This window comes from Modicisalibacter ilicicola DSM 19980, from assembly GCF_900128925.1.
In the GTDB taxonomy this organism is placed as follows: domain Bacteria; phylum Pseudomonadota; class Gammaproteobacteria; order Pseudomonadales; family Halomonadaceae; genus Modicisalibacter; species Modicisalibacter ilicicola.
Genome location: NZ_FQUJ01000009.1, coordinates 37,986 through 50,091, shown reverse-complemented (window position 1 = coordinate 50,091; position 12,106 = coordinate 37,986). Strand labels below are relative to the sequence as shown.

13 protein-coding genes and 2 pseudogenes are annotated in these 12,106 nt (G+C 64.4%); 7 read left to right on the top strand and 8 right to left on the bottom strand.

The window, feature by feature from the left end:
* The first annotated feature begins 4 nt into the window (after positions 1-4).
* Positions 5-1,117 (top strand): pyridoxal phosphate-dependent aminotransferase, encoded by a 1,113-nt coding sequence (locus tag BUA41_RS11130; RefSeq protein ID WP_072822800.1) that lies wholly within the window; start codon positions 5-7, stop codon positions 1,115-1,117.
* 6 nt (positions 1,118-1,123) lie between these two features.
* On the opposite strand, the gene BUA41_RS11125 is transcribed toward BUA41_RS11130, so the two are convergent.
* From BUA41_RS11125 to BUA41_RS11115, 3 genes are read right to left on the bottom strand one after another with little or no spacing between them, the layout of a single operon-like run.
* Positions 1,124-2,170, bottom strand: a complete 1,047-nt coding sequence (locus BUA41_RS11125) for a sodium:calcium antiporter (protein ID WP_072822798.1) — start codon at positions 2,168-2,170, stop codon at positions 1,124-1,126.
* Positions 2,170-3,699: a YifB family Mg chelatase-like AAA ATPase gene (locus tag BUA41_RS11120; RefSeq protein WP_072822796.1), complete on the bottom strand. Its 1,530-nt coding sequence runs from the start codon at positions 3,697-3,699 to the stop codon at positions 2,170-2,172. Before BUA41_RS11120 ends, BUA41_RS11125 begins: the two co-directional genes overlap by 1 nt.
* 30 nt (positions 3,700-3,729) lie before the next feature.
* Positions 3,730-4,137 (bottom strand): accessory factor UbiK family protein, encoded by a 408-nt coding sequence (locus BUA41_RS11115; RefSeq protein ID WP_072822794.1) that lies wholly within the window; start codon positions 4,135-4,137, stop codon positions 3,730-3,732.
* Between the two features lie 257 nt (positions 4,138-4,394).
* Between BUA41_RS11115 and BUA41_RS11110 the strand changes: the two genes are divergently transcribed.
* The 4 genes and pseudogenes from BUA41_RS11110 to BUA41_RS11095 form a co-directional block, all read left to right on the top strand.
* Positions 4,395-4,733 carry a P-II family nitrogen regulator gene (locus tag BUA41_RS11110; RefSeq protein WP_072822792.1) on the top strand — a complete coding sequence of 113 codons (339 nt, stop codon included), beginning with the start codon at positions 4,395-4,397 and terminating at the stop codon, positions 4,731-4,733.
* Between the two features lie 12 nt (positions 4,734-4,745).
* The gene (amtB, locus tag BUA41_RS11105; RefSeq protein ID WP_072822790.1) at positions 4,746-5,990 is read left to right on the top strand and encodes an ammonium transporter AmtB; all 1,245 of its coding nucleotides are present in this window, start codon (positions 4,746-4,748) and stop codon (positions 5,988-5,990) included.
* Positions 5,991-6,157: 167 nt separating this feature from the next.
* On the top strand, positions 6,158-6,496 hold the full coding sequence (glnK, locus tag BUA41_RS11100; RefSeq protein WP_072822788.1) for a P-II family nitrogen regulator: 339 nt from the start codon (positions 6,158-6,160) through the stop codon (positions 6,494-6,496).
* Positions 6,497-6,502: 6 nt separating this feature from the next.
* A pseudogene (locus BUA41_RS11095) lies at positions 6,503-6,622 on the top strand (P-II family nitrogen regulator); the annotation flags it as partial.
* 79 nt (positions 6,623-6,701) lie between these two features.
* Here BUA41_RS11095 and BUA41_RS11090 read toward each other — a convergent pair.
* On the bottom strand, positions 6,702-7,478 hold the full coding sequence (locus tag BUA41_RS11090; protein ID WP_072822786.1) for a ferredoxin--NADP reductase: 777 nt from the start codon (positions 7,476-7,478) through the stop codon (positions 6,702-6,704).
* Positions 7,479-7,624: 146 nt separating this feature from the next.
* On the opposite strand from BUA41_RS11090, the gene BUA41_RS11085 reads away from it, so the two are divergent.
* Positions 7,625-8,551, top strand: coding sequence for a LysR family transcriptional regulator (locus BUA41_RS11085; RefSeq protein ID WP_072822784.1), 927 nt, complete (start codon positions 7,625-7,627; stop codon positions 8,549-8,551).
* A gap of 76 nt (positions 8,552-8,627) precedes the next feature.
* On the opposite strand, the pseudogene BUA41_RS11080 reads toward BUA41_RS11085, so the two are convergent.
* Positions 8,628-9,144 (bottom strand): annotated as a pseudogene (locus BUA41_RS11080) (integrase core domain-containing protein); the annotation flags it as partial.
* Positions 9,145-9,303: 159 nt separating this feature from the next.
* A complete protein-coding gene (locus BUA41_RS11075; protein ID WP_072822782.1) occupies positions 9,304-9,738 on the bottom strand; it encodes a baeRF12 domain-containing protein in 435 nt (144 codons plus the stop codon).
* 285 nt (positions 9,739-10,023) lie between these two features.
* Between BUA41_RS11075 and BUA41_RS11070 the strand changes: the two genes are divergently transcribed.
* Positions 10,024-10,491 (top strand): hypothetical protein, encoded by a 468-nt coding sequence (locus BUA41_RS11070; RefSeq protein ID WP_072822780.1) that lies wholly within the window; start codon positions 10,024-10,026, stop codon positions 10,489-10,491.
* A gap of 37 nt (positions 10,492-10,528) precedes the next feature.
* Here the strand turns inward: BUA41_RS11070 and BUA41_RS11065 are convergent, their stop codons facing one another.
* Together BUA41_RS11065 and hemE are read right to left on the bottom strand one after the other, a co-directional pair.
* Entirely contained in the window at positions 10,529-10,921 is a 393-nt protein-coding gene (locus BUA41_RS11065) for a VanZ family protein (protein ID WP_072822778.1), read from the bottom strand.
* Between the two features lie 8 nt (positions 10,922-10,929).
* Positions 10,930-11,994, bottom strand: a complete 1,065-nt coding sequence (gene hemE / locus BUA41_RS11060) for a uroporphyrinogen decarboxylase (RefSeq protein WP_072822776.1) — start codon at positions 11,992-11,994, stop codon at positions 10,930-10,932.
* Positions 11,995-12,106 lie beyond the last annotated feature (112 nt).

The window sequence follows — 12,106 nt, the reverse complement described above, 5'->3', positions numbered from 1 at the left end:
CGCCATGCCCCGCCATGCCAGCCATCTTTATCGTGACGGCCCGCATAATCCCTTCCCCGGGATCAAGGCGCTGGAGCGACGCCTGGGACGTGGCATCCCTCATAACCTGGGCTCCAACGAGGGGCTGGACATGCCCCATGCGGCGTTATCGGCACGCTTCGGCGACGAGGTGGCCACACTTGCCCGTCGTTATGGCGATGCCGAAGCGGTGGGGGTACGCCAACGCCTGTCGAAGGCCCTGGGCACGCCCATCGATGCCTTGCTCGTGGATGCGGGGGCCGACAGCCTGATTGCCCTGGCGCTGAGGGCGATGTGCGATCCCGGCTGCGTGGTCGTCACCAGTGCCGGCACCTATCCCACCTTTCGCTACTTCGCCGAGGGCCAGGGGTGTGCGGTCCAGGAGGTCTCCTACCAGGATCGGCCCGGCGTGCTGGCGCCGGACCTCGACGCCTTGGCTGATGCCGCTGCCCGCCATCGCGCCCGGGTGGTCTACCTGGCCAACCCCGACAACCCCAGCGGCCATCTGCACGATGACCGGGACATCGGTGCCTTGCGTCGCGCCCTGCCTGACGACTGCACCCTGCTGCTCGACGAGGCCTACCACGACTTTCGCCATGACGCCAGGGCGCCCGGCGCCGGCGAGGCCTGGCCTGGGGTGATCCGGGTGCGCACCCTGTCCAAGGCCCATGGCCTGGCCGGCCTGCGCATCGGCTATGCCATCGCTGCACCGGCGCTTCTCGGAGTGCTGATGAAGGTGAGGATTCACTACGCGGTCTCGTCGCTGGCCTTGGCCGCTGCCGAGACCGTGCTAGATCATCACGAGGAGGTGCACGCCCATATCGAGGCGGTGATCGAACGTCGGGAGCGTCTCGCCGCCTGGTTGCGAGAACGAGGGGGCGATGTGCCCGACAGCGCCACCAATTTCGTCGCCGTGCGCCTGCCGGAGGCCGGTCTCGCTGCCCAGGTGAAGGACGAACTGCTCGAGGCGGGCAGCCTGATCCACCGCCCGTTGCACCCCGAGCTGGGCCATGTGCTGCGCATCAGCACCCTGGCGGATGCGCTGGCGCCGGGGCGCCTGGCCGCCCTGGAGGAGGCCTTGGGCGGCAACCTGAGATAAAGGCGCTCAGTCCTTGCCGCCCGAGATCAGTATCATCACCACCCCGGCAACGTAGCAGCCGATGATCGCCACGCTCTCGAAGCCAATACGCCCGGGGCCCTGCTCCTCGCGACGTACCAATCCCATGATCAGCACGCCGGTCATCAGCAACGACAGGGCGATCCACAGCGACACCGAGTCCGGCACCACGTGGTAGATCGACCCGCCACGGTAGGCGATGTCCGAGGCGGCGGCGAACAGAGTGTCGAAGGCGTTGCCGCCGATGATGCCAGCCACGGCCAGGGTCAGTGCGCCGCGCTTCACTGCGGCGACCGTGGTGACCAGTTCCGGCAGCGAGGTCGCCACCGAGGTCAGCAGCACCCCGACCGCCGCCTGACTCAGGCCGGTCTCCTGGGCAATCACCGTGGCGCTTCTCTCGAGCATCCAGCCTGAAAACCCCAGGATGGCGGCCAGCAGCACGAACATCAGCCACAGTGAGGTCAGCGACCGCTGCAGGGCCTGCTCGTCGGGTTCGTCGACCCGGGTCTCCCGGGTACGCGAGGGTCGCCACATCGGGTTGTCCTGGGCCTGGCGCACCAGATACAGCCCATACACATAGCCGATGAAAAGCAGCGGCGTGATCGGATGGACCTGCCAGAATGTTATCTCCGGAGAGAACCGGCCGATCAGCAGCAGCGACAGCAGGCACAGCAGCAGCGTGCCCTGCATGAGATTGCCGATGGAGGCGGCGGCATGCTCGAGATTGGCCCGCCGATGGGCCACGTCCGCCGCGGTCAGGAACAGGGTCTGCACGGCGATGCCGCCCAGGGCGTTGCTCATGGCCAGTTCCGGTTGGTCACGCAGGGCCGCGCTCACCGACAGCACGATACCGGAAAGCGACGTGGCCATGCCCATGAGTACCGCACCGGCAATCGCCTCGCCCAGGCCGGTACGATCGGCCAGGTCATCGACCACGTGGGCCAGGCGCGTGCCCACCACGCCGATCACCGCCGAGAGTGCCACGAACAGGCCGATGGCGACGGTCAGGGACATGTCACTCAGGAATGCCAGCATCAGGCGATCTCTCGGCCGGTCATGCTCGTCCCGCGCAGGCGATCGAGCTGACGATAGCCGATGGCTTCCATCAGCTGCGCGCGGCTCGGCCTGGCTTCACCGGCCAGATCGGCCAGGGTCAAGGCCACCCGTAGGACGCGGTGATAGGCCCGGGCCGAGAGCTTGAGCCGGGTCAGCACATCCGCCAGCCAGGCGCGCTCCGCCTGGCTCAGCGCGCAGGCGGTCTCCAATTCGCGTCCCGGCAGTCGGGCATTGAGTGCGCCCCGGCCCTGCTGACGCCGGCGCGCCGCCAGCACCCGTTCGCGGACCGTTGCCGAGCTTTCCCCGCCGGCGGGAGACGTCAGCTGGTCCGCCGGCAGCGCGGGCACCTCTACCTGCAGGTCGATGCGATCGAGCAGGGGGCCCGACAGGCGCGACTGATAGCGCTGTACCTGGGCCGGCGTGCAGACACAGCTCTTGCGCGGGTCGCCCAGGTGCCCGCACGGGCAGGGGTTCATCGCCGCGACAAGCTGGAAGCTCGCCGGGAAACAGCGCTGATGGCTGGCCCGGGCGATATGGATGCGGCCGCTCTCCAGCGGCTCGCGCATCACCTCCAGCACGCCACGGTCGAATTGCGGCAACTCGTCGAGGAAGAGGACGCCATGATGGGCCAGGGAGATCTCCCCGGGACGCGGCTTCGAACCGCCGCCAACCAGGGCCACACCGCTGGCGGTATGATGCGGCGAGCGGAAGGGACGCTCACCCCAGCGTTCGAGCAATCCCAGGCCGCACACCGAACGAATCGCGGCAACTTCCCGGGCTTCGTCGTGGGAGAGAGGCGGGAGGATGCCGGGCAAGCGGCTGGCGAGCATGGTCTTGCCGGTACCCGGCGGGCCCGCAAAGAGCAGGTTGTGCCCGCCTGCCGCGGCGACCTCCAGGGCGCGGCGGGCCTGATGCTGACCGCGCACGTCGGCGAGATCCTCGCTGGGGCCCTCCGGCAGCGCCGGCATGGCGAGCCGATGGGGGGCGATGCTCTCGCGCCCGAGCAGGTGAGCGACCACCTGGCCCAGATGCTCCACCGGCAGGACCTGCAGCCCCTCTGCCAGGGCGGCCTCGTTGGCATTGGCGGCGGGCAGCAGCAGGCGTCTCCCGGCCGCCTGGGCGGCCAGCGCCACCGGCAAGGCGCCATTGATCGGTCGCAGCCGGCCATCCAGGGCCAGTTCACCCAGGCATTCGAGCCCTTCCAGGGCCGAGACGGGAATCTGCTCGGAGGCCACCAGGATCCCCAGGGCGATGGGCAGGTCGAAACGCCCGCCCTCCTTGGGCAGGTCCGCCGGGGCCAGATTGACGGTGATACGCCGCGTGGTGGGAAAGTCGAAGCCGGCATTTAGCAAGGCGCTGCGCACCCGCTCCCGGCTCTCACGCACCGCCGTCTCGGGCAGCCCTACCAGGGTCAACCCGGGCAAACCGTTGGAAAGATGCACTTCGACCAGAACTTCCGGCGCTTCGAGACCCACGCCCGCCCGTGTCGTGACTATGGCCAGCGCCATACTGATTCCTCGCGAATGCGTTCCTGGAGCCTATTGCTTCTCGGCACCGCCGGTCTCGTCATCGTTATCCGCAGCGCCCTTTCGAGGGTTGTCCTTCTCGCCACTCTCGCCACTCTCGCTGATCTCGCTGACGCCGCCTGACGCCTGCGCCGGGGGCGCCACGCTGTCGGCGGCTGCCAGGGCGGAGGTGGCTTCCTGGTCCAGCGCCGTCTCCAGGGCGGCGACCTGTTTCTCGAGGGCCTCGACCCGGGCTCGGGTGCGCTGCAATACATCCATGAGGATGTCGAAGTCTTCACGGGAGACAAGCTCCATGCGGTCGAAGGCCCCGCGCATCACGTTGTGTACGCTGCGCTGGATCTCCTCGGGCGCATGAGACGCATCCTGAAGCCGTTCGCCCAACTGCTGTGCCAATCGACTGATTCTGTCGCTGCCCGCCATCGCTACGCTCCTTCGCTCGTGTACTGACCGTCCCAGCATACGCAAGGATGGCCGAGCGCGCATGCGCCAGTAAGGTGCAAAACGTTGAATCGAGAGCACTTAATGGTGCGCACCACACCCTCGCCATGCCCCGCGGCCCCTTGTCTTTCTCGGCAATATGAATTCAATTAATTGATTTTAAAGAACAATTTACACGATGGCACGCCGCAAGCATTAGCACTTGCATATGATGCAGAGCCGCAATGGAGAAACAATCGATGAAACTCATCACCGCCATCGTCAAGCCGTTCAAGCTCGACGATGTTCGAGAAGCGCTGGCCGAGAACGGGGTGCAAGGCATCACCGTCACCGAGGTCAAGGGGTTTGGCCGCCAGAAGGGCCATACGGAACTCTATCGCGGCGCGGAGTACGTCGTGGACTTCCTGCCCAAGGTGAAGATCGAGATCGCCGTGGATGACGCGCGGGTCGAGAGTGTGCTGGAAGCCGTCGTTCAGGCGGCCGGCAGCGGCCGGATCGGTGACGGCAAGCTCTTCGTCACCCCCCTCGAGGACGTCATTCGTATTCGCACTGGCGAACGTGGACCCGATGCAGTCTAGGAGACAACAACAATGTCAGAGCTCAACTACGCGCTCGATACTTTCTACTTCCTCATCTGTGGCGTGCTGGTCATGTGGATGGCCGCAGGCTTCGCCATGCTGGAAGCAGGCTTGGTACGCTCGAAGAACACCGCCGAGATCCTCACCAAGAACATCGTGCTGTTCGCGATCGCCTGCACGATGTATCTGCTGGTCGGCTACTACATCATGTACTCCAGCGGTGCCGGTGGCATCCTGCCGAGTCTCGGCTTTCTGATCGGCGAGGAAAACAGCGTCGATGCGGTGCTCGCCGGTGGCGAGGACGCGCCCTACTACTCGGCCCGCTCGGATTTCTTCTTCCAGGTCGTGTTCGTGGCCACCGCCATGTCGATTGTCTCGGGCGCCGTGGCCGAGCGCATGAAGCTGTGGGCCTTCCTGGCCTTTGCCGTGGTGATGACCGCCTTCATCTACCCGGTCTCCGGCTTCTGGACCTGGGGCGGCGGCTGGCTGTCGGAAATCGGCTACTCCGATTATGCCGGCTCCGGCATCGTCCACCTGGCCGGCGCTGCTGCCGCCTTCGCCGGGGTCCTGGTGCTCGGTCCTCGCCGGGGCAAGTACGGCAAGAACGGTGCCATCTATGCCATCCCTGGTGCCAACATGCCCCTGGCGACCCTGGGCACCTTCATCCTGTGGATGGGCTGGTTCGGGTTCAATGGCGGTTCGGAGCTGAAGGTATCGGACGTCGTCTCCGCCAACAACATGGCCCAGGTACTGCTCAACACCAACGCCGCCGCCGCCGGCGGGGTGATCGGTGCCCTGGTGCTTTCCAAGCTGTGGTTCCGCAAGGCGGATCTGACCATGGCACTGAATGGTGCCATCGCCGGCCTGGTATCCATCACCGCCGACCCGCTCTCGCCTTCCGGTCTCGGCGCGACGATCATCGGCGCCATCGGGGGGCTGATCGTGCTGGTGTCCATCGTCTCCCTCGACAAGCTGAAGGTCGATGACCCGGTGGGGGCCATCTCCGCTCACGGCACGGTCGGCATCTGGGGCGTGATGGTGGTGCCCTTCACCAACGGCGATGCCGGCTTCGGTGCCCAGCTGATCGGGGTCATCGGGATCTTCGGCTGGGTCTTCGTCACCAGCCTGGTTGCCTGGCTGATCCTCAAGGCGATCATGGGCGTCCGGGTCAGCGAAGAGGAAGAGTACGAGGGGGTCGATCTGGTCGAATGCGGCCTGGAGGCCTATCCCGAGTTTACCGTCGGCGGCAACAAGTGAGCCGACACAACGAGTGAGCTGGCGTGCTCCTACTGGCCCTCTTCGGAGGGCCTTTTTTATTCGCGCGTCTGGCGGTGTATGCTTTTGACCGCCGATACTGCACACTTGAATGCAATATCTCGACAGGCCTTCGGCCATCCGCATTGAAAGGACGCGAGGAGTAACCCATGAAACTGGTGACCGCCATCATCAAGCCCTTCAAGCTCGACGACGTCCGCGAATCTCTCTCCGAGATCGGCGTTCAGGGCATCACCGTGACCGAGGTCAAGGGATTCGGGCGTCAGAAGGGTCACACCGAACTCTACCGCGGGGCGGAGTATGTCGTGGACTTCCTGCCCAAGGTCAAGCTGGAGGTCGCCGTGGACGATGACATGGCCGAGCAGGTCATCGATGCCATCACCCAGGTCGCGAACACCGGAAAAATCGGCGACGGCAAGATCTTCGTCTCGACGCTGGAGCAGGTCATCCGCATCCGCACCGGCGAGACCGGCAAGGACGCGGTGTAGCATCGCGCTATCACGCCGGTCGCGTCGATTCACTTCAGAAAGATCGGCGACGGCAAGATCTTCGTCTCGACGCTGGAGCAGGTCATCCGCATCCGCACCGGCGAGACCGGCAAGGACGCGGTGTAAGACGATAGCGCCCCCCGCCGAGCCTGTGTCCACGACGCGAAAGGCCCAGGATCAGGGCCTCTCCCTAGTAGGCTGAGGCTTACTTCTCCACGAACGCGCGCTCGATCACATAGTCGCCGGGCTCGCCCATGCGCGGCGAGATCTTGAAGCCCAGGTCGTCGAGAAGCCCGCTGGTGTCGGCCAGCATTGCCGGGCTGCCGCAGATCATCGCGCGATCCTGCTTGGGATCGATGGCCGGCACGCCGGCATCCTTGAAGAGCTTGCCGCTGGCGATGTGATCGGTCAGCCGTCCGGTGGTATGGAATGCCTCGCGGGTCACGGTCGGGTAATAGATGAGCTTTTCGCTGATCTCGTCGCCCAGGTATTCGTGGGCCGGCAGTTCCTTGCTGATGAAGTCGGCGTAGGCCAGTTCGTTGACGTTGCGTACGCCATGCACCAGAACCACCTTCTCGAAGCGCTCGTAGACCTCCGGGTCCTGGATCAGGCTCATGAACGGCGCGAGGCCGGTGCCCGTGGAAAGCAGATAGAGGTTGCGTCCGGGCAATAGATCGTCGGTCACCAGGGTGCCGGTAGGCTTGCGGCTGACCATGATCTGATCGCCGACCTTGAGGTGCTGCAAGCGCGAGGTCAGGGGGCCATCCTGTACCTTGATGCTGAAGAACTCGAGATGATCCTCGTAATTGGGGCTGGCGATGGAGTAGGCGCGCATCAATGGCTTGCCCTGTACTTCCAGGCCGATCATCACGAACTGGCCATTCTTGAAACGCAAGCTGCGTTCACGGGTCGTGCGGAAGCTGAACAGTGTGTCGTTCCAGTGATGAACACTCAGGACGTCTTCCAGCGCAAACTTGCTCATATTATCTCCTTTGCTTATAACTAAAAATCACATAACAGATGCTTCAAAATTTTATTGATTATAAGTGGTCGACGAATATCTGTTAAATGCTTTATCTGGATAACACTTATCTATAATGCAGATAAAGAAGCATCAGGAAGGTCGCCATGCGCTACACCCTGCGCCAGCTCGAGGTCTTCGTTGCCGTCGCCCAATATGAGAGCGTCTCCCGGGCCGCTCGGGCGCTGGCGCTTTCCCAGTCCGCCGCGAGCACTGCCCTGGCCGAATTCGAACGCCAGTTCGACTGCCAGTTGCTCGATCGCATCGGCAAGCGCTTGAAGCTCAATGCCCTGGGCTTTCAACTGCTGCCGAAGGCGGTAGCGCTTCTCGACCGAGCCGAAGAGATCGAGGAACTGCTGCGGGGTCAGCGTGGTGTCGGTTCCCTGGACATCGGTGCCACCCTGACCATCGGCAACTACCTGGCGACGCTGTTGATCAGCGACTTCCTGCACCACCACCCCGGCAGTCGGGTCCGCCTGCAGGTCCGCAATACCGCGATGATTATCGAGCATATCGTTCAGCACGAGCTTGATCTGGGTCTAATCGAAGGCGATTGTCAGCACGAGGACATCGTCATGCAGCCCTGGGTGGAGGACGAACTCACGGTCTTCTGCTCACCCCGGCATCCGCTGGCGAACGTCAGCGAGGCGAGCCTCGACAGGCTGCTGCGCGAGACCTGGATCATGCGCGAACGCGGCTCGGGGACACGTCAGACCCTGGAACAGGCGACGCGCCACCGCCGGGGCCGTTTCGACATCCTGCTCGAGCTCGAGCATACCGAGGGCATCAAGCGCGCGGTGGAATCGGACCTGGGCATCGGCTGCATCTCGCGTCTGGCGCTGCGCGACGCCTTCCGCCGCGGCAGCCTGGTGCCGATCGCCACGCCGCAACTCGACCTGCGTCGTCAGTTCACCTTCATCTGGCATCGTCACAAGTACCTGACCACCGGCATCCGCGAATTCCTCAGGCTATGCCAGCAGCTGACCGAGAATATCCGGCGCATCGACGAGATCGAGCTGCCGCGAATTCCCTGATAGCCGACGGCCCGGCTAACTTGCCCGGGCCTTTCGTGTGTCGCTTGATGCCGTCCTCGTCGCCAGGGGGAGGCCCCTAGATGTGTAAACCCACCAGGTTGTTCACGTAACACCCTAACCGGCTAACCAGAGGTTGGAAATCCAGACTGGCGTGCGGACGATACCCGTTGTACTGGTGAAGCCAGGTGGGCAGTTGCTCGCCTCGCTCGTCCGAGCTCATATAAGAGCGGGCATAGGCCCATCCGCGCAGAGCGGTTTGAATGAACCGCTCTGCCTTGCCATTGGTGCGGGGCGTATAAGGCCGGGTGCGCTTGTATTTCAGCCCCCAGACGCCGACACAGGGCCCCCTGTAGTAACGCACGGCCTGGAGCAGCGCGCGGCAGGCATTCCACCGGGTTTCATCCGGCAGGAGAGTAATGAAGGCAACGCGGGAATGGTCGTCGACGGCCACATGGACATACTCCCAACCGGCGCCACGTGTGCTCTGCTGTCGATCGCCGGTGACGCGGTGCCCGGGCGGGCGAGCGCCCGAGCTTCTTGATGTCCAGGTGCAGAAGATCTCCCGGCGTGTCATGCTCGTAGCGATTCTCGGCACGGGCAGGGGCCAGGACTCGGTGGACCAGCAGGGCTCGACCATGCGGTGTGAGACGGGCATGGGTGTTCATCCGGGCCTCCTGGAGGTTGGCTTGGGTCACACCTCCAATTGTCCGGGTAGGTAGGTTCCGGATGAACAACCTACTGAGAGATCACAGCTAGACGTTCGATATCTGGCTTGCGAGCTTGTCGATCACTTCCTCGAGGCTCGCCTTGGAGTAATCCTTGTCGATCTCCTTCACCACCATGTCGCGGGTATTGGAATCCATCTTCTCGCGCAACAGGCCCAGAAACTTGGGATCGGCGGCGATGACGAAGCTATCCGCCTTGCCTTGAGAACGGGCATTCTTGAGATAGTCGGCCACTTCCTTGGCGAAGAACATCGCATGCTTTTCCGAGGTGGCGTCGTCGTTGCCCGTCTGGCGCTGCTGTCCGCCGTCATTGGTGGCGGCGCCCTCCCCGCCGGTGCGCAGGTCGCCGGTATGCTCCCGGCTTTCGGGGTGCACCAGGTTGTCGACCTCGCGGGTGTTGCCGGCCGCATGGGCGAACACACGTGCACGCGCCGCATCGGAAACCACGATATAGGTGGTCATGGCGTCTCCTTTTCCGTTGGTGTCTCAGGGTGTCGAACACGGGTTGGATATCTGGCGAACCGCTCCTTTTTTCAAGCCCCTTCCACGTGATCCGTCCCTCGTCGCCTCCTCAGGATGGGTGATAGCCGCACCGGACTCAAATTTCCGTGGCATCGCACGGGGAATTCGGCTGAGGACAACCATCTCCACCTCGAACGGCAGAAGCTGGTAGTATCCCTCTTCTGGCAAGGATGCCGACGCGACCGAGCCATCACCGATCCTAGCGACTCTTCGGGAGTACTGCCGATGGGCACTCTCTTTTCGCTGCGTTGCCCGCTGCCGCGACGCACCTTGATCTTCTGCCATGGAATGGCCCAGATGGGACTGTTGCTGGGCGGTACCGCCTGGTTGGTCAGGCATAGCCCCTGGATGAGCGCCGCCTCCTGGCAGGACGCCTGGCCGACGCTGGCATTCGGCGCCGGTGTGCTTCTGCTGGCCATGGTGGGCCTGCGCCTGCTCGCCGAGCTGTTGATGCTGCCTCACCATGTGAGAAGCCAGCTTCAGGGATTCGGGCCCGGTTCGGTCGTCACCCGCTCCTTCGAGCGACGCCCGGCCATGCACGATCCCGCAGAGGCCTGGGTCAACGAGGTCAAGCCGATGCCCGAGGATGAAGGCGTCATCGGCGATGCCCGGGTACTGGAACCTCGCCGCAAGCTGACGCCGCGCGGCGACGGGACGACCCGCGAGGCGCCTCGTAGAGGGGCGGGCAACTGATCGGTGTCCCTGACCTGGGGGTCGTCGAGCCGTTCGCTCATGGATTGTTCCTGCGATTCTGCTTCGCAAAGAGGGCACCGTTGAAGAAATGGCGAAGGGCCGCGAGCAGCAGGACAGCCATCGCCGCCCCCAGGGCATTGGCCAGCATGTCGTAGGGATCGCCGCCCAGCCGCCCGGGCACGGCGATCTGGGCGAGCTCGACGAGCATGCCGTAACCCGAGGCGACCAGCCAGGCGCTCCAGGGGCGCAGCCCGGCGAGCCCGCTCAGGGCGGCCAGCACGCCATAGCCGAGGAAGTGATTGAGCTTGTCCCAGGGTAGATTCCTGGGCATCTCGTCACCGGGTGCAAGGCTGCCCAAGGCAATCGCCAGGGCAGCCGCCACGGCCAGCAGTCTCCACAGTCGCCGGTCTTCGAGCCAACGCCAGCGCATCGCGGTGTTCAACGGCGATGGTACGCCGGACTCAATTCGTGCAGCGCGTCCATGAAGGCGGTGACACGCTCCGGATCGGTGAACTGGCTGATGCCGTGCCCGAGATTGAAGACATGCCCAGGCCCCGTGCCGTAGCTTGCCAGGATGCGCGCCACTTCGGCCTTGATCGCCGCCGGCCTGGCGAACAGCACGTTGGGGTCGAGATTGCCCTGCAACGCCACCCGATCGCCGACCCGGGCCCGGGCGTCGGAAAGCTCCGTGGACCAGTCCAGGCCGATCGCATCGCTGCCCGCCTCGGCAATGTGCTCGAGCCACTGGCCGCCGTTCTTGGTGAACAGGATCACCGGCACGCGGCGGCCCTCCTGCTCGCGGATCAGTCCGGCGACGATCTGCTTCATGTAGCGCAGGGAAAACTCCAGGTAGGCCGGGGTCGACAGCGCCCCGCCCCAGGTATCGAAGATCTGCACCGCCTGGGCACCGGCGCGGATCTGTGCATTGAGATAATCGGTGACCGCCCGGGCCAGCAGATCGAGCAGCTTGTGCATGGTGTCCGGGTCGTCGTAGAGCATCGTCTTGACGTGACGGAAGTCCTTGCTCGAAGCGCCTTCGACCATGTAGGTGGCCAGCGTCCAGGGGCTGCCGGAGAAGCCGATCAGCGGCACCCGGCCATTGAGTTCCTGGCGAATGGCACCGACCGCATTCATGACGTAATCCAGATCGCGTTCGGCGTCGGGCAGGCCCAGCGCCTGGACTGCCTCGGCGCTGCGCACCGGCTTCCTGAACTTGGGGCCCTCGCCGGTCTCGAAATAGAGCCCCAGTCCCATGGCGTCGGGGATGGTCAGGATATCCGAGAACAGGATGGCGGCATCCAGCGGATAGCGTTCCAGAGGTTGCAACGTGACCTCGCAGGCCCGGGCAGTGTCGCGGCACAGGTCCATGAAGCTGCCGGCCTCGCCACGCACCCGGCGATATTCGGGCAGGTAGCGGCCAGCCTGACGCATCATCCATACGGGGGTGCGATCCACCGGCTGGCGGGCCAGGGCGCGGAGAAAGCGGTCGTTCTTGAGTTCCATCGGGTTCTCGTCAAATCGCGAATTTGCCGCCATTGTAACGGATGGCGGCGCTCGGCTGTTATAATACGACTCTTTTCTCTGCGACCGCGCCCATGGCCACTCAGGGCCACGC